At 31.8% G+C, this 18,952-nt stretch carries 16 protein-coding genes; 3 read left to right on the top strand and 13 right to left on the bottom strand.

Annotated elements, in window-relative coordinates:
- Window positions 1–345 precede the first annotated feature (345 nt).
- The 5 genes from EAH69_RS08295 to EAH69_RS08315 all read right to left on the bottom strand — a co-directional run bounded on the left by EAH69_RS08295 (window position 346) and on the right by EAH69_RS08315 (window position 8,716).
- The gene (locus EAH69_RS08295) at window positions 346–4,023 is read right to left on the bottom strand and encodes a hypothetical protein (protein ID WP_121934732.1); all 3,678 of its coding nucleotides are present in this window, start codon (window positions 4,021–4,023) and stop codon (window positions 346–348) included.
- A gap of 35 nt (window positions 4,024–4,058) precedes the next feature.
- Complete coding sequence (locus tag EAH69_RS08300; protein ID WP_121934733.1) at window positions 4,059–4,805, bottom strand: hypothetical protein; 747 nt, start codon at window positions 4,803–4,805, stop codon at window positions 4,059–4,061.
- A gap of 238 nt (window positions 4,806–5,043) precedes the next feature.
- On the bottom strand, window positions 5,044–6,264 hold the full coding sequence (locus tag EAH69_RS08305; RefSeq protein ID WP_121934734.1) for a bifunctional folylpolyglutamate synthase/dihydrofolate synthase: 1,221 nt from the start codon (window positions 6,262–6,264) through the stop codon (window positions 5,044–5,046).
- Between the two features lie 97 nt (window positions 6,265–6,361).
- Window positions 6,362–7,519: a Na+/H+ antiporter NhaA gene (gene nhaA / locus EAH69_RS08310; protein WP_121934735.1), complete on the bottom strand. Its 1,158-nt coding sequence runs from the start codon at window positions 7,517–7,519 to the stop codon at window positions 6,362–6,364.
- A gap of 138 nt (window positions 7,520–7,657) precedes the next feature.
- On the bottom strand, window positions 7,658–8,716 hold the full coding sequence (locus EAH69_RS08315) for an anhydro-N-acetylmuramic acid kinase (RefSeq protein WP_230466755.1): 1,059 nt from the start codon (window positions 8,714–8,716) through the stop codon (window positions 7,658–7,660).
- Window positions 8,717–9,262: 546 nt separating this feature from the next.
- Here EAH69_RS08315 and glyA point away from each other — a divergent pair.
- Entirely contained in the window at window positions 9,263–10,537 is a 1,275-nt protein-coding gene (gene glyA / locus EAH69_RS08320; RefSeq protein ID WP_121934737.1) for a serine hydroxymethyltransferase, read from the top strand.
- Window positions 10,538–10,686: 149 nt separating this feature from the next.
- On the opposite strand, the gene atpG is transcribed toward glyA, so the two are convergent.
- The 8 genes from atpG to EAH69_RS08360 form a co-directional block, all read right to left on the bottom strand.
- Window positions 10,687–11,553, bottom strand: coding sequence for an ATP synthase F1 subunit gamma (atpG, locus tag EAH69_RS08325; protein WP_121934738.1), 867 nt, complete (start codon window positions 11,551–11,553; stop codon window positions 10,687–10,689).
- A 71-nt stretch (window positions 11,554–11,624) separates the two neighbouring features.
- Window positions 11,625–13,199, bottom strand: coding sequence for a F0F1 ATP synthase subunit alpha (atpA, locus tag EAH69_RS08330; protein WP_121934739.1), 1,575 nt, complete (start codon window positions 13,197–13,199; stop codon window positions 11,625–11,627).
- Window positions 13,200–13,210: 11 nt separating this feature from the next.
- Window positions 13,211–13,771 (bottom strand): ATP synthase F1 subunit delta, encoded by a 561-nt coding sequence (atpH, locus tag EAH69_RS08335; protein ID WP_121934740.1) that lies wholly within the window; start codon window positions 13,769–13,771, stop codon window positions 13,211–13,213.
- Between the two features lie 2 nt (window positions 13,772–13,773).
- A complete protein-coding gene (locus tag EAH69_RS08340) occupies window positions 13,774–14,268 on the bottom strand; it encodes a F0F1 ATP synthase subunit B (RefSeq protein ID WP_121934741.1) in 495 nt (164 codons plus the stop codon).
- Window positions 14,269–14,365: 97 nt separating this feature from the next.
- Window positions 14,366–14,575: an ATP synthase F0 subunit C gene (atpE, locus tag EAH69_RS08345; protein WP_121934815.1), complete on the bottom strand. Its 210-nt coding sequence runs from the start codon at window positions 14,573–14,575 to the stop codon at window positions 14,366–14,368.
- 69 nt (window positions 14,576–14,644) lie between these two features.
- Complete coding sequence (gene atpB, locus EAH69_RS08350) at window positions 14,645–15,775, bottom strand: F0F1 ATP synthase subunit A (protein ID WP_121934742.1); 1,131 nt, start codon at window positions 15,773–15,775, stop codon at window positions 14,645–14,647.
- 78 nt (window positions 15,776–15,853) lie between these two features.
- Window positions 15,854–16,234, bottom strand: a complete 381-nt coding sequence (locus EAH69_RS08355; RefSeq protein ID WP_121934743.1) for a hypothetical protein — start codon at window positions 16,232–16,234, stop codon at window positions 15,854–15,856.
- Between the two features lie 2 nt (window positions 16,235–16,236).
- Window positions 16,237–16,452, bottom strand: coding sequence for an AtpZ/AtpI family protein (locus EAH69_RS08360; protein WP_121934744.1), 216 nt, complete (start codon window positions 16,450–16,452; stop codon window positions 16,237–16,239).
- 34 nt (window positions 16,453–16,486) lie between these two features.
- Here EAH69_RS08360 and dusB point away from each other — a divergent pair, with 34 nt between their 5' ends.
- Window positions 16,487–17,485 carry a tRNA dihydrouridine synthase DusB gene (dusB, locus tag EAH69_RS08365; RefSeq protein ID WP_121934745.1) on the top strand — a complete coding sequence of 333 codons (999 nt, stop codon included), beginning with the start codon at window positions 16,487–16,489 and terminating at the stop codon, window positions 17,483–17,485.
- A gap of 265 nt (window positions 17,486–17,750) precedes the next feature.
- Window positions 17,751–18,929, top strand: a complete 1,179-nt coding sequence (locus EAH69_RS08370; protein ID WP_121934746.1) for a DcaP family trimeric outer membrane transporter — start codon at window positions 17,751–17,753, stop codon at window positions 18,927–18,929.
- The last annotated feature ends 23 nt before the right edge of the window (window positions 18,930–18,952 follow it).

The following is an 18,952-nucleotide window of genomic DNA, read 5'->3' on the forward strand; positions in this document are numbered from 1 at the left end:
TTAAACTGCAAAATTAAATTTGAATAAATTTTGAAGTTTTTATTTTTTACTACTTCTTTGCTACTTCAATTTTCAATACTACTCGGCTTTCGTATTGAGAGTGCAAATATAGGGTAACTTTTTTTAGCCTTCCAAATCGAATTTACAATTATTTTACATTTAAGAGTTAACTGACTGAGGTTGGGTGAAATATTTTTTCTTATCTTAATAATATATCATTATTTAGATAAGAATTATCAAAATTCTTATTAGAAATATCAATTTTGTTTTTCATATTTAGATGATTATTTACTAAATAAAAAAGCGGTTAAGAATAACTTAACCGCTTTATATATGAAAATATGTTTAGTATTTCGCTGAATTCATAATTACAGGATTAATAATACCTTGATTACAATTATTAAAGTCGACTCTTAAATACTGAGGCTCTCCATAATCACACCCTTTCCTTACTGCTTGTAATTTAATTAACATTTTACCGTCATATAATTCTCCAGTAAATAATTGTGATAATTCTAAATTAAAATAAGCTTTCAATTCGTTATCTAAATCTATACTATTAAATACGGTTGAATCAATACCAAAACTCGTTAATTCTTCTGGAGTTAAATCTACGATTTCTTCTATAGGATAAATTTTTCGTCCTTTATAATCTAAAAGATCTGAACCATCTTCTTTCTTATAATTTTCTGTTCCAAATTTGCTTACTCGAGCTAATGAAAGCCTATAAGTCGTGCAAAAATCTGGTTTCTCTATAATTATAGGTTCTGCTGCACATATTTCGGTTACATCTTTAGGATCTTGTTGAGTACTAAATGCTAACAATGGGTTAATTCTAATATCGTGGATATGAATACCATCACCTAAATTTACAGAAACTGTATTAAACTGTTGTAACTCGACTTCATCATATATAAAATTAACTGGTCGAGATAAAACTGCTCTTCGTTTATCCTTAAAATTAAATAATCCAATATCTAAAACTCTAAATTTTTCTAAAAGCTCTTCCCCTACTTTTGCTCCTTTATTATAATAAACAATTTTAAAATTTCCTAATTGAAGTAAGTTCAAATTAAGAACATTAATATTCGGATAAGCTAATGTTATCTGAACTTGATCCCCGGGACGTGCTGCTTGTCTTAATTTAGCTCTTAAAAATTGCATATTTAACACTCCTGCTGTCGCATTAAATAACGTATAGCTATCATAATCATCGTCTATAGAATAATACGGAAAAACAACAGATGATAAAGAAGATGCAACATTTAACACCTCAGAATAATTTCCCCAATATGCATCTTCTGCCGATCTATTTAATTTAATATTCTGATTTTCAATTTTATCAGACCCTGACTTAACGTAAGATGCATCAACATCACGTTGATTGTCTGGATATTGTAACGATGAAGGTGGTGACACAATAATATCAGAATTAATTAAAGTACAATAATCGTCATTATTTGTAATTGTATCTTCCTCTTCAATATAAGCATAAAATACTGATGCTAAATCTGCTACTCCGATTAAAGAACCTAATTGTATACGTACACCATTAAATTCTTCTGGAGTGCCAGAAGTAGTTGCTGGAATAAAAGAATATTCGAATACATTATCACCTTTTAAAGCATCTAAAACACCTCCTTTAACACCTTTAGTTGCGCCAACTAAATTAGGAGCTACAGATAAATTATTTAGAGTTCTATCTGTTTTAATTGCTCTAACAGAAAGCCCTCCTGCAACTTTTAAACCGGAGTATTGTTCTCCTAATTTAATTACTACTTTTTTATTTTTTAGATTTAATAAATTTCCTGATTCATCTGTAAAATATAAATCAACCCCAACAGTACCTATACCTAATAATACTACTCCACCAGTAAGTGTTGCAGCGTTAGCTCTATTTACATGAATTTCTCCATTGTAATCCTGAGGTATAGCTTGTTCTGGATTGGCAACACCGCTTAATCCTGAAGTCCAAGACTTAACATGTGTTGCAAATGTTCTTTTAGTATATATATTACATTTCGTTGGGTCGTAAACAATTACTTTAAAAATTTCTAAAGTTTCGCAACCTAATGCTGAAGAAATATTAGAATTGTTATTACCTCCTGTATTCGTTGTTGTCGCTTGAACTAAAAACTCATATGTTTTAGATTCTACTCCTTCAGGTAAAGTTAAACTTATTGGAGATTGAGTATCTGTAATCTCTGTAAGGTCACCCGAATCAGGATTAATTCTAAAATATTTTAAATCTGATTTATAAGTAGTTGTTACTTGTGGTAAATAAAAAGGAGTACCTTTAACAATAGAAAACGAATTTACACCATTCGCAAATTGAATTGTATTCTGTTCAACTTTAACTTCAATTGGCTCTGTCCATGAATAAAGGTTTGGTTGGCCTGCATTAAAAGAATATCTACGAATTAAGAAATCGGAAGTTACATTAATAAATTCAATAGTATTATATTGATCTTTGTCATGCACTATATCAGTACTATTATCGCCATCTGGCTTTGGAATAGATACATCTATTATTGTTTTATTATTATTAGTTGCTGAATATCCTTTTATAAATTGCCATGTTAATCCACCATCGTTACTAAATTGATATTTATAGTCAACATTTGCTGCAGTGATTTCAGATGTTGCAGAAGTTCGATTATACATTTTAAAACTTCCATTATAACATACATATTTACTTAATACATCAGAATTTTGTTCAAAAGAAATTTTACCTGGTTGTGGTGCATTTCGATGAGTTAGTATAGAAGTATTATTTGTAGAATTTTGATCAGGAGTGTACTTTAATGTAAAAGTATGTGTTCGCTCTTGATTAGTTCCTGCGTTAGAAAAATTATCTTTTGTAAATGAAAATTCTTTGTACTCTCCTGGAGCTAAATTAACATTATTGTTTAAGATAAACTTTCTGTTACCTAAAGTTGTTGGTAAAGAAGGACCATCATAAGTAAAATCTCCTAAAATCATATTGTATACATTATCTGAAGTTGCGTCAAAATCTAATTCAACAACAATTTTATTATTTGAATTAACTCCAGCTATAATAGTCTCTTTTCCAACATTTGTTACGCGAATTGTTATTCGATTACCTGGTTGTGTTGAATTCGGATCTTGAATACGAGATGTAATAGCCAAATCTTTATTGTATTGAATTACATCTATATATAACAAAACATTCTCATTGTTCACTAAATAATTATCAGAATTGTCGAGCGTATTTACATTTGTAATAGAATTAATTGAAGGTACGATAATTGCTTTTAAATTTGCTTTTACTTTAATTACAATCTCACTATTTGCGTTAATAATAAAATCTCCTTTTAATTTATTAGTTATATTATCAACACTTAATAATGTACTTGGATGAGTAGAAGGATTATTAAAAACCCAACTAACAAATTCAATTTGATTTTTAGTTAATATAGTATTTGTTGTGGAAGCAGCTAAAGCTTCTTCAAAAGAGACACTTTTAGCAGAATTATTACTATTAACAATCCTAATTTCATATTCTAAATCTTTTCCGTTTATTATATCTGATGCAGTACTAGTTATTGTCTTAGTAACTTGTATTACGTCATTAATCTGCTGATATAATAAAGAAGACTCTTTACACAGTTGACCAACACAAACTCTATAATTTAAACCGCTAATAGGTCTTTCATTAACACTATTATCAACCGAAATTATACCTGTATTTTCATCTAGATTAAACCCCGATGGCCAGCTTCCAATTTTTTGTATAGTTGCGTTACCATTGGCTCCTAATGTAATTGGATATTCGATTCCATTACTATCAATAAATTTATCATTCGCAATAACATTAAATTGATTAGAATTAACGCCCCATATTGCATTATCAAAATTTAAAAGCAATTGTTCATCTTGAAAAATATTCTTATTAGCTATAATATCTTGTATAAACCTTGAGTCTTTAATATACGCAAGCAATTGTATTTGAATAAGTACAAATACAATAACGAATGCTATCTTTCTATATAAATTTTTCATATAATTTGTTTAAAAGATTATAAATAGATTATGATTTACTTAACCTTTAAAACAATATTCATAAAAGAACCATTTCTAATAATTTTATTTGGATCTACTTGATAACTCAAAATTCCATCAGGAGAAATTGATGTGTTTGAAAATAATAATTCATCTATAAAAGTTACATAATATTCATACTTATCACTTGAAGAAACGAAACCACATAGTCCTTTACTTGGATTTACATTACAGTCTAAATTTTGAATTTCAGAACTTGATAATGCTGAAGATGCTACGGGTTTTAAAAATTGCTCTTTAAAAATATTATATAAGTCTACAGTAAATATCGTTTGATCACCTTGAGTTACAGTAAAATTAGTATTATTCCCATCTGTAATTCTAGCATCATCAATTCTTGTTGGCAATGCTACAGAGGGCATATAAAAGAATTTAGACGATGAATCCATACGTTCCCAAATTCCTTCAATATTATCTCCTTCTGGGTGAGAATAATAAAAATATCCTGGAGAAGTAACTTTAACAGTTTTTCCAGCAGGAGCAGAATCCGCTTCAGTGACATATACAATTGCACCATTTTGAGCAGTTGTATATAAGTCATTTTTTGCTCTTAATTGAATTCCAGTAATACGAGGCGCAATAACCCCATCAATAACATTGTTATCATCACCTTGTCCAATAATATCTAATGCTGCTTGAGGTGTATCGGTACCAATACCAACCTGAGCAAATACGCTAGCGCTTGACATAGCTATCGCTATACCTAGTAAATATTTTTTCATAAAAACCTGTTAATTAAACTAAAGTAAAGAAAATTTAAAAAAATCGAATAAATACCCTTATTGTATAAAAAACAAAGTTTTTATGATCCTTTAACTGAATGAAAAATAATATTTTACCGAACAAAATTATTGGAAACGGATATTCATATATGTTTTAAGCCTTTATAACAAGACTTAAATATCCTATTTTAATACTATAAAATAAATCTATAATATATTTATTCATTAATAATATAAATTATATCACTTCTGCAACAACAAAAGTACTTCCTCCAGTATATATCATATCATTTTCTTGAGCAGATTCTTTAGCAGCTATTAAAGCTTTAGCAACAGAATCGAAATAATGTACATTTTTTAAATCTGTCGGAACAACATTTCTTAGTTCATCAATCGGAAGTTTACGCGGAACATCAGGTTCGCAAAAATAATACGTTGCCATTTTAGGGAAAAAAGATAAACTTTCTTTTACATCTTTATCATTTACGAATCCTAATACTAAATGCAAATTATTATATGATTGTTCGTTAATTTGTTTCGCTATTTCTAATAAGCCATGCGGATTATGCGCTGTATCTGCAACAATTAAAGGATTCTGATCTAAAATATCCCAACGTCCTCTTAGATTTGTATTTTTTACAACATTCAATAATCCGTTTGAAATATTTTCAGAAGATATTTCCCAACCTTGCGCAATTAGTTGTTCAACAGCTGTTAAAACTGTACGACGATTTTTTATTTGATATGATCCGATTAAATCTGAAGGTAAATCTTGAAAGAATTTTTCTTCAGCGAAAATAATTTTAGAATTTCTTTCAGTTGCTAAATCTGTAAAAACTTTTTTCGTTTCCGAAGTCGTTTCACCAATCACAACTGGAGTATTAGGTTTGATGATTCCACCTTTTTCGAAAGCGATTAATTCTAATGTATCTCCCAAAAATTGTGTATGTTCTAAAGCAATATTTGTAATGACAGAAAGTTCTGGTAAAATAATATTCGTAGAATCTAAACGACCTCCAAGACCAGTTTCGATAACCGCAATATCTACTTTCTGTTGCGCAAAATATTCGAAAGACATTGCAATTGCAATCTCAAAAAAAGACGCGCCTTGTTCTAAAATTTTTTGTTCATGTTTTGCGACAAAATCGATCACAAATTCTTCTTCGCACATTGCACCATTCATACGAATACGCTCACGAAAATCTTTTAAATGTGGCGAAGTTGTTAAACCAACTTTATAACCCGCTTCATGTAAAATTGAAGCAAACATATGAGAAGTACTACCTTTTCCATTGGTTCCAGCGATATGAATTGTTTTAAATCTTTCTTGTGGATTTCCTAAATATTCACATAATTCTGAAATATTTGTCAAATCTTTTTTCATTGCTGAAGCTCCTACACGTTGGAACATTGGTAAGTTTGAAAATAACCAATCGATAGTTTCTTGATACGTTCTCATTTGATGCTAAAATTTGAACAAAGATAATTAGACCTAAAATAAAAAGTCGATTTCTTCCGAAGAAAAAACCGACTTACTTGTTATTATTAATATTTAATTAATCTGAAAAATCTTGTCTTGTTGTTAAAGTCATTTTCAGATAAAAGAATCCTGATATCGCTGCTACAACAGACGCTACTAAAATCATTAGTTTTGCTTCATTTACATATTGTGGATCTTTAAAAGCTAACATCGATACGAAAATTGACATTGTAAAACCAATTCCGGCTAATAAACCTGCTCCAAAAACACGTTTAAAATTAACGGCCGTTGGCAATTCACACAAACCTAATTTCACGGCAATATAAGATGCTAAAGTTACTCCAATTGGTTTACCAACAACTAATCCAAAGAAAATACCGGCAGCTAAAGGAAAACTAAAATGAGAGAATCCTCCACCATCAATTGTGATTGCTGTATTTGCTAAGGCAAACAATGGTAAAATGATAAATGCAACTGGTAAATGTAAAGCGTGTTCTACTTTTGCGCATAAAGATTTTGTTTGATCTTTATTAAAAGGAATTGTAAATGCGACTAAAACACCAGCAATTGTAGCGTGAATTCCAGAATGAAGCATAAACCACCAAACTGCGATTCCACCAATAATATAAGGAATGATAGATTTAACTTTTAATTTATTTAACCCGATTAAAGCTATAAAAATTCCCATTGCAATTCCGAATTGAGTCAAATCAAAAGGTAATTCTGGATTGGGATAAAATAATGCGATTACGATAATTGCCCCTAAATCGTCGATTACAGCTAAAGCAGTTAAAAATACTTTCAACGACATTGGTACACGTTTTCCTAACATTGTGATTACAGCCACTGCGAATGCAATATCTGTTGCCATTGGGATTCCGAATCCATTTATCGTATCAGTTCCGTAATTTAATGCAGCAAAGATTCCGGCCGGAACTAACATTCCACCTACTGCTGCAAAAATTGGTAAAATAGCTTTTTTAACATCAGATAATTCACCAACTAACATTTCACGTTTTAATTCTAATCCAATTAAGAAGAAGAAAATCGCCATTAAACCATCGTTAATCCAATGTGCTAACGAATGTCCGAATAAATCTAAATGCCAAAAATGTTGGTAAGAATCTGCTAATACGGAATTGGCTATAAGTAATGATAAAATAGTACAGATAATAAGTAGAATTCCTCCTGAAGTTTGGCCATGAAGGAATTTTTGAAACAGTTTTGAAACCATCTTAAATAAAATTGATATTTCCGTAAATGTACTGAACTTAAAATTTCTAAACCAAATTAGTATTGAGGAAAAGCCCCGATTTTATTGTTTTAATATAAAAAATGACTGAATAAAATAAATTTCTGAATTTTAAAGATTTTAAATCACATCATAAATTATTCCGGACGAATGATCTTTACTTGCTCCCGTCACTGAAGCTAAACAATTGATTTGGTTATTAAACTTTCTATAACCTAAAAATGCAAAGATTAATGCTTCTTTAAAATCGATAAGATTTTCATTTGGAATGATGATTTTTGTAGCTATTTTTTCTCTTAATCTATTGATTAATAAATCATTTTTAGTTCCACCTCCAGTTATTAACACGTTGTTGATATCGTATTTTTTAAAGCAATTACTTAACTGAATCAACATATGTTCCAAGCAGCTAATCATCTTATTTTCAATGGATAAATCATATTTTTCAACAATTGTTAAAAACTCTGTTTCTATCCATTCAAAACCTAAAGATTTTGGAAAATCCTTACTATAAAACTCTAAATCATTCAGTTCCGAAACTAAATCTTCATTAATTGCTCCTTTTGAAGCTAATAAACCGCCTTTATCATAATCAAAACCTAATTGATTGGCGTAATGATTCAGTACAATATTAATAGGACAAATATCAAAAGCTATACGTTTACCTTCTCGATTCATCGAAATATTAGAAAATCCCCCTAAGTTTAAACACGCATCAAATTGATTAAATAATAATTCGTCGCCAATCGGTACCAAAGGCGCACCTTGTCCACCTAAAACAACATCTTGCGTTCGGAAATCACAAATTACTTTTTGATTGCAATGTGAAGAAATCGCAGCGCCGTTACCAATTTGTAAAGTGAAGTTTTTATTTGGTTGATGAAAAATTGTTTGTCCGTGAGAGGCTACAAAATCTACTTTCTGAATTTGATATTTTTCCATAAATAATTTGACTTGTTCACCTAAATAATAACCAAAATGGACATCTAATTCGCATAATTCCATCGCTGAAATTTCGTAGGCATTTTTTAGTTGATTTTTTAATTTAAGAGAATAATCAATTGTTTCGGCTTGAAGAATTTCAAATTCGGTATCCGAATCAAAACGAACGTAGCAAATATCTAAACCGTCTAAAGAAGTTCCGGACATTAATCCGATGCAAAAAGTAGAATTTTCCATGAGGTAAATTTAATGAGATAATTCGGTAATGTGTGAATTTGATAATTAGAAGATATTCTAATCAAGTATTGGATTCTTAGATAAGCTCAGAATGACAATTTCTATTCGTCAAGCTAAACTTGTTTCAGCTTCTCACTATTTAATGAGATCCTGAAATGAATTCAGTAAAACAAACATAATTATTTTTAGATTCTTCACTTCACATGCATTACGTTCAGAATGACATTTTCTATTATTATTAATTTTTAAAAATAAAAAATAATCTCTGTCACTTCGAGCAATTTTCGATTCGATAGAATAAGAAAATTAAGTGGAGAAGTCTTTTCAAAATTCTAATTATGAAATGCGTTAGGGATTGTAGTGGAAATCCTTTTGCTTTTTTTGAATGATTATTTAACTAATCCATCAAAAAAAACAAAAGATTGGAACGGAAAGCCCGACCGAAGGGAACGCCCCAAAAAGATTTTAAAAAGTTGTAAAAAACTTCATTTTAAAAGCGATAAGAAAATATTATCTTTGATGAAATAATTTACAAACAAAACAAAAATGGCTCAAGACATTATCTTCGACTTAATTGAAGACGAAAAAGAAAGACAATTAAATGGAATTGAATTAATCGCATCTGAAAACTTTGTTTCTGAAAATGTAATGCGTGCAATGGGTTCTGTTTTAACAAATAAATATGCTGAGGGTTACCCAGGAAAAAGATATTACGGAGGTTGTGAAGTAGTTGATCAAATTGAAACTATCGCAATTGATAGAATTAAAGCTTTATTTAATGCAGAGTATGCAAACGTACAACCACACTCTGGTTCTCAAGCGAATGCTGCAGTTTATTTAGCATGTTTAAAACCTGGTGATAAAATCTTAGGATTTGATTTATCTCATGGTGGTCACTTAACACACGGATCTCCAGTAAACTTTTCAGGAATGACATACCAAACTTCTTTCTATGGTGTAGATAAAGAAACTGGTCGTATCGATTACGAAGCAATGGCTGAAACTGCAAGAGCTGAAAAACCTCAATTAATTATTTGTGGTGCCTCTGCTTATTCAAGAGATATTGATTATGCTAAATTCCGTGAAGTTGCTGACGAAGTTGGTGCTTTATTATTAGCAGACGTTTCTCACCCAGCTGGATTAATCGCTCGTGGAATCTTAAATGATCCAATGCCTCACTGTCATATTGTAACTACAACAACGCACAAAACTTTACGTGGACCACGTGGTGGAGTTATTATGATGGGGAAAGATTTTGAAAATCCATGGGGAGCTAAAACACCAAAAGGTGAAGTAAAAATGATGTCTCAAATCTTAAACGCTGCTGTTTTCCCAGGAACACAAGGTGGACCATTAGAGCACGTAATTGGAGCAAAAGCTGTTGCTTTCGAAGAAGCATTATCGGATGGATACATGGAATACATTATCCAAGTTGTTAAAAACTCTAAAGCGTTAGCTGAAGCGTTAGTGGCTAAAGGATACGATATCGTTTCTGGAGGTACAGATAACCACTGTATGTTAATTGACTTACGTAACAAAGGAATTTCTGGTAAACAAGCAGAAAATGCTTTAGTTTTAGCTGAAATTACATGTAACAAAAACATGGTTCCTTTTGATGATAAATCTCCATTCGTTACTTCTGGTATCCGTTTAGGAACTGCTGCTGTAACTACTCGTGGATTAGTTGAAGGTGATATGCAAACTGTTGCTGATTTAATTGACGAAGTTTTAATGAATATCGACAATGAAGAAATTATTGAAACGGTTGCTGATAAAGTAAACGACTTTATGGCTGATCGTCCATTATTTCAAATGAATTAATTAGATACTAAATTTTAGTTTATATATAAAAGTCCTGAACAATGTTTAGGACTTTTTGTTTATATAATAATTGAGATTTTAATCAATAAAAAAAGCAACTTCTATTTGAAGTTGCTTTTCATAAATATGTTGAATATTATATTCTAATCTTATGAATTTAATGCTTCTGCACCACCAACGATCTCTAAGATTTCGTTTGTAATAGCAGCTTGACGAGCTTTGTTGTATTGAATTTTTAAAGCTCTTTGTAACTCGCTTGCATTATCAGTAGCTTTATGCATTGCAGTCATACGTGCACCGTGTTCAGAAGCGTTAGCGTCTAAAACAGCTTTGTATAATTGCGTTTTTAAAGTCTGAGGAATTAAATCATTTAAGATTTCTTCTTTCGAAGGAGCGAAAATGTAATCTAATTCAGCAGCAACTTCTTCAGTTCCTTGCTCTAATACTACTGGTAAAAATTGCTCGTCTTGTACGATTTGAACAGCCGCATTTTGGAATTGGTTGTAAACGATACGAATTTGATCATATTTACCTTCCTTAAATTGGTTTGTTAAATCTTCAGCAATCTTAGCAACATCATCAAAGTTTAAGTTATCCCATAAAGCAGATTCGTTAGCAGCAATTGTTTGAGAGTTTTTAAACGATTCGTAAGCTTTCTTACCAATTGTAATTAACTCAACATTTTTACCTGCTAATTCACCTTCTAATAAAGCGTTAACTTTCTTAATAATACTAGAATTATATCCTCCACATAAACCACGGTTAGAGTTAATAGCTACTAAAAGTACATTATTAACCTCGCGTTGTTCTGTTAAAGCTCCTCCTACACCTGCATCTAAAGTAGAACTTACATTTTGTAATAATTCGCGTAATTTATTTGCATATGGACGTAGTTGAACAATAGATTCTTGTGCACGATTCAATTTAGCAGCCGATACCATTTTCATAGCACTCGTAATCTGCATTGTTGATCCTACAGAAGTAATTCTACCACGGATTTCTTTTAAATTTGCCATATAACTTTATAACTTGAAGGATTATATAGTATAAACCAGGAACCGAAGTTCCCAGTTTATATTAGATATTATTAATATTTAGCTGTTGTATCTGCAATCACTTGGTTTAATGTAGCGATGATAGCATCGTCCCATTTACCTTTACGGATAGCTTCTAAAGTGTCAGCGTATTTGTTTCTCATTAATTCAACGAAATCAACTTGCCACTCTTTCACTTGGTTTGTTGGTACATTTTTCAATAAACCGTTTGTTCCTGCGAAAATTACAGCAACTTGCTCCTCTACTGGCATTGGAGAGTTAACTCCTTGCTTTAAGATTTCAACGTTACGAACACCTTTTCCGATAACAGCCATAGTAGCAGCATCTAAATCAGAAGAGAACTTAGCGAACGCTTCTAACTCACGGTATTGAGCTTGGTCTAATTTTAAAGTTCCAGAAACCTTTTTCATTGGTTTAGTTTGTGCAGAACCACCAACACGAGATACAGAGATACCTACGTTGATCGCTGGACGAACACCTGAGTTGAATAAATCAGACTCTAAGAAAATCTGTCCATCAGTAATCGAAATTACGTTAGTTGGGATATAAGCAGAAACGTCACCAGCTTGAGTTTCGATAATTGGTAAAGCAGTTAAAGAACCACCACCTTTAACGATAGACTTCATTGATTCTGGTAAATCATTCATTTGAGACGCGATAGTATCGTCAGCGATGATTTTCGCAGCACGCTCTAATAAACGAGAGTGTAAGTAGAAAACGTCACCTGGGTACGCCTCACGTCCTGGAGGACGACGTAATAATAAAGACACCTCACGGTAAGCAACCGCTTGTTTAGATAAATCATCATAAACAATTAACGCTGGACGACCAGAGTCACGGAAGAACTCACCAATTGCAGCACCTGCCATTGGAGCATATACTTGCATTGGAGCAGGATCAGATGCATTAGCAGCAACTACTACTGTATATTTATCAGCACCGTGATCTTGTAATGTTTTCTGGATTGCAGCAACTGTAGATCCTTTTTGTCCTACTGCTACATAAATACAGAATACAGTTTCACCTCTATCGTAGAATTCTTTTTGATTTAAAATCGCATCTAAAGCAACAGAAGTTTTACCTGTTTGACGGTCACCAATGATTAACTCACGTTGACCACGACCAACTGGAATCATCGCATCAATAGAAACGATACCTGTTTGTAACGGCTCGTTTACTGGTTGACGGTAGATAACCCCTGGAGCTTTACGCTCGATTGGCATTTCATATAATTGACCTTCGATTGGACCTTTACCATCGATAGGATTTCCTAACATATCTACAACACGTCCTAACATTCCTTCACCAACATTGATAGAAGCAATTTTGTTAGTACGTTTTACAGTATCACCTTCTTTGATTCCTGTAGACGTTCCGAAAAGTACAATACCTACATTATCTTCTTCTAAGTTTTGTACCATACCCTCTAAACCATTAGAGAATTCTACTAACTCACCGTATTGTGCATTATCTAATCCGTATACGCGAGCAATACCATCCCCAACACTTAGAACGGTTCCAACCTCTGCTAATTCAACTGCTGAATCGAAGCTAGAAAGTTGTTGTTTTAAAATAGCTGAAACTTCAGCTGGATTTATTTCTGGCATCTTTGAAATATTTAATATTTAGGAATGTAATCGTTATTTAAAAATTCTTTTTTAAGTGTAGCTAATTGAGTCTTGATTGAAGAATCTACTTGTGTATTTCCTACTTTTAAAACGAAACCTCCAATTAATGAAGCGTCAATTTTGTTTACTACCTTAACTTGTGCATTTGCATCTAAACCTTCTTTCGCTTTAGCTACAATTTTATCGATTGTTGATTGATCCAACTCAACAGCTGAAGTAATTTCTGCTGTTACGATGTTATTCATAATATCGTAAATCGTGATAAATTGTTCAGCGATTTTTGATAAGATGTTTTCTCTTCCTTGTTTTACAACTAATGAAATGAATTTTTGAGAAGTTGGAGAGAAACTAGCAAAAATTTGTGCTAAAGTTGTTTCTTTCGTTTTAACGTCTAAAATTGGAGAGTTTAAGAAAATTCTTAAATCATCACTCTTTTTAATTACGTTAATCACTTCATTCATCTCAGCATAGACAAGGTCAGTTTGATTCGCATCTAAAGCGTATTGCATCAAACCTTTTGCATATCTATTTGCTGCTCTGAATCCTGCCATGATTAGTTGAATTTAACTTGATCAATAACTTGGTTTACTAAAGATTCTTGTGCTGGTTTGTCAGCTAATTCTTTAGTTAAGATTTTTTCAGCAATTTCAATTGATAATTGACCTACTTGGTTTTTGATATCAGCCATTGCTGCAGCTTTTTCATTAGAAATAGCAGTTTTAGCAGATTCGATTAAACGGTCAGCTTCAACTTGAGCAGTAGATTTTGCTTCGTTAACGATTTTGTCTTTCATTTCACGAGCTTCTTTTAAAATCGCATCACGCTCAATTTTAGCTTCTTTGATTAATCTTTCGTTTTCTGCGTTTAAAGCTACTAATTTTTCTTCTGCTTTCTTAGCTGCATTTAAAGCATCTTCGATAGATTTCTCTCTCTCAGTAACTGCAGATAAAATTGGTTTCCACGCTACAGATCTTAAGATTACTAATAAGATGATAAAAACAATCGCTGTCCAAAAAATCAGACCAACCGAAGGAGTTATTAAATCCATTTGTATGTTTTATTTGATATTTTTAATTCTAGTTAATTTTTTAATAAGAATTAGCTTCTATAACCAACCGTTACAGAAGCTAAATTCTATTCAATTCTTATCCGTTACCTAATAACGCAACTACGATTCCGAATAAACCAGCACCCTCGATTAAGGCTGCAGCGATAATCATAGCTGTTTGAATTTTTGAAGCTGCTTCTGGCTGACGAGCGATACCTTCCATAGCTGAAGAACCGATTTTACCGATTCCGAAACCTACTCCTAATACTGCTAATCCAGCTCCTAAAGCTGCAATACTTCCTGAAATTGCCATAATAATATGATTTAGATATATTAAAAAATTATTTTATACTTATTTGTTCTATTTTGTATTTAATTAGTGTGCATCGTGGTGATCGTGCTCTGCTGTTGCAGTACCGATGAATAATGCTACTAACATTGTAAATACGAATGCTTGTAATACTGCTACTAATAACTCTAAACAGTAGATGAATAATGCTAATGGTAAAGAACCACCTGCCATAAACTCTGTTTGGAAGATAAAGATTAACGAGATTAACGATAAGATGATGATGTGACCTGCAGTAATGTTCGCGAATAAACGGATCATTAAGGCGAATGGTTTAGTAATAATTCCGATTAACTCGATTGGAGCTAATAAGATTTTTACTGGAACTGGTACACCTGGCATCCATAACATGTGTCCCCAGTACTCTTTGTTTCCTGATACATTAATTACGATTAACGCGATTAATGCTAAAACGAATGTTACTGCGATGTTACCTGTAACGTTTGCTGCTCCTGGTAATAACCCTAATAAGTTATTAATCCAAATAAAGAAGAATAATGTTAATAAATACGGCATGTATTTCGCGTATTTTTTCTCTCCAATGTTTGGAACCGCAACTTCGTCACGAATAAAGATAATAATCGGCTCGATAAAACCTGCAATACCTTTAGGTACTAAATTTCCTTTCTTGTAGTTAGATGCTACAGCTGAGAATACTAAAATTAAGATTACAAAAGATAATAACATAGATGCTACGTTTTTTGTAATTGAGAAATCTAATGGTTTCTCGTTTGCTAAATGTCCAGCCTCGTCGAAAGAAATTGCTCCGTTAGCATCAGTTTTGTAAACTTTTTCGTGAAAAAGAACGTAGTGATTTCCGTTACTTTCTACGATATCTTCTCCGTGGTGGAATTTAGATGACATGAAAACATTTAATCCGTTATCATCCCATAAAATAATTGGCAATGGAATAGAAACACTGTTGTCTCCTTCTCCCCATAAGTGCCACTCGTGTGCATCACCAATGTGGTGCATAATAGTTGGTACAGGATTGAAAGTTTTTTCACCAGCTTTCACTTGAGCCATTTCCTCTGCTTTCGCATCTTTTTCTTTCTGTACTAATTCACTGAACGTCTTTGCATCAGTCACAGTTGAAGCCGCATTTGCGAATCCAAATGTAAATAACATTAAAAACGTTAATAACGCTGAAAATTTCATGTATAATTCCTTTGTATCTAAATTGCGTGCAAAATTATAGTAAATTAACCACTTACCAAAACGTAATGCTAAAAATCATTAAATCTTTTTTAACTCTAATTTAATTAGGCTTAGAAAGATTAAAACTTCGATGAGCAAAATTACAAAATATGCCAATACCAAATGTAAAACATTTGATTTAATTTGTTCATTTACAACAATCAGGGCTAAAACAATTCCCATCTTAGCTACCATACCTCCCATAAAAGTAAATCCTACAAAATCTGAACTTTTAACTTTTACCAAGAATCCAACTTGTAATATCATAAACGTAATTAATCCTAAAATAATATAAATTTTATACACTATTGGCGGATTTTCGCTCAAATTCATCGAAGAAACTACTCCAAAATGAGTTGCACCTACAACAATCACTAATACTATATATATTAATGCTAATTTTAAAAATTCTTTTCCCATATTTATTCTTTTGGTAACTGTCTAATTACAGAAAAAATTCCACCAAATACACCTATTAAAGACATTGCTGCCGTCCAATAAGGTTGTTTTGTTTCCATTTTTCCGTCTAACCAATACCCAATTCCGGCAAAGATAGCAATCGTTAATGCCATTTGAATTCCCATTCCCGAAAATTTCAAGAAATTGTTTACGTTTTTTGTCTTAGGCTCTTGTTTCATAATTATTACGTAATTTTGCAAAAAATTATTTACTGTGGTAAAGATAGGAAACATAGAGTTACCAGACTTCCCTTTATTACTTGCACCTATGGAGGATGTAAGTGATCCGCCATTCCGTCGTTTATGTAAGGAACATGGCGCAGATTTGATGTATACTGAATTTATCTCGTCTGAAGGATTAATCCGTGACGCGATAAAGAGTCGTATGAAGTTAGATATTTTCGATTATGAAAGACCTATCGGTATACAAATTTTTGGTGGTGATGAAGAAGCAATGGCAATGTCTGCTAAAATTGTGGAAACTGTTGAACCAGATTTAGTAGATATTAACTTTGGTTGTCCTGTAAAAAAAGTAGTATGTAAAGGTGCTGGTGCTGGAGTATTAAAAGACATTGATTTAATGGTTAAATTAACTAAATCGGTAGTTGAAAGTACGCATTTACCTGTTACAGTTAAAACTCGTTTAGGTTGGGATCATGATTCTATTAATATTGATGAAGTTGCTCAACGTTTACAAGATACAGGAATCAAAGCATTAGCGATACACGGGCGTACGCGTGCGCAGATGTACAAAGGTCATTCGGATTGGTCGCACATTGCAAGAGTAAAAGCAAATCCAAATATTGAGATTCCGATTTTCGGAAATGGAGATATTGATTCACCACAAAAAGCCGTTGAATATAAAGAGAAATATGGTGTAGATGGCGTAATGATTGGTAGAGCAGCAATTGGTTATCCTTGGATATTTAATCAGATTAAACATTACCGAGAAACTGGTGAATTATTACCAGAACCAACTATATTCGAACGTTTGAGAGCAGCTAAAAACCATTTACTATGGGCTGTTGAATGGAAAGGTGAACGTACAGGAATTTTAGAAACTCGTATGCATTATACGAATTACTTTAAAGGAATTCCAAACTTTAAACCTTATCGCACAAAATTAGTGACGCAAGATAATTTAATTGATATTGAAGCTACATTTAAAGAAATAGAAGAAGAATTTATTCCTACTTTATCAAATAATATTTAAGCTTTAAAATTTAATAACATATCAAAACCACTATCTTTTCGATAGTGGTTTTTTTTTATCATAAAATCAAGTTTAAAAATAGAATATTTTAATCACTAAAAAAGGCAAGTATTAAAAAGTTTGATAACAGTATATAATTTTACAATTATCTTATATACAGAATATTAAATTAAAAATATTTATTTGTACTTTCAACCCCCACCCTACAATATTAGCTTTAATTAGATCTTATTATCGTGAAAAATTTATCACAATAAATTTATTCATGAAAAGCATCTTTTTATATTTGTTCATATGTATATCAGTAATTACTCGAGCTCAAAATCTTGAAATAATAATTGATTCTATACCACAAACTAAAAAAACAATAGATCAAGAACCAACAAAACCTTGGGAGTTAGATTTTTCTGGATTTATACAAGCTGATGTCATCTTCGATAATAAAAAATTAGATTATATCGACGGCTATTTTCCTACTTACATGGAATCTAACAAAACCGAATACTATTCGTATTTCACCATGCGTCAGTCCCAATTAGGTCTTGGTATTACCAATAACGAAACAGGTATTAGAGGATTTGTACAGATCGACTTTATTGGACCAAATAACAAAACAGAACCGCGTCTTAGAAAACTTTTTATTACCTATAAAAATTGGATGATTGGACAAGACTGGAGTAATGTAAATGACCTTGATACTTGGGCTAATTTATTAGATTTTAATGGACCTAATGCTGCATTATATACTCGTAAAATGCAAATCCGATACACGAAAGAAATCAATTCAAAAAATCAATTTTCGATCGCATTAGAAGATCCAAACACACCAAGTATTACTTTACCAGAGAATGAATTAGGTTGGAAAAAGCAAAACTTACTTCCTAATCTTGTTGGTGCGTATAAATATGGAGAAAAATCGTACATAAGAACAGCTGCTTTCTTAAGCCCTATTAGTTATCAAAAACGCAATAATACGGAAGAAGAACTTGAAGTAAATACGACATTAGGAATTGGAGTTCATGCATCTTCTGTTTTATATGTAGATAAATTAAGTAATTTCAAACTGATTGCCGCTGCAGGTAACGGTACAGCTACAAATGTGATTTCTTTTAATGAAGAAGGTTACGACGCCGTTCCTGATACTAACAATCAAAATAGATTAAAGAAATTAAATTTCTTTAGCACAGTTTTAGCTTACGAACATTGGTGGAACCAAAAGTGGAGCTCTGTAGCGTTTTATAGTGGTTCTTTTTTAGGAAAAGAAAAATACGCAACCGAAGGAATCCTAAAGAAAGTTCAGCACATCGGAATTAACACTGTTTATCAACCTACAAATTATTTCAGAACTGGTTTTGATTTAACTTACGGTGTTGTAGATCGACACCAATTATCTAATAAAACAGAATCTGCGAGACTACAATTTTCGGCAGTATTTAGTTTCTAAAATAGAAAAACCATCTCGTTTGA

The organism is Faecalibacter macacae (assembly GCF_003687725.1).
Taxonomy (GTDB): domain Bacteria; phylum Bacteroidota; class Bacteroidia; order Flavobacteriales; family Weeksellaceae; genus Empedobacter; species Empedobacter macacae.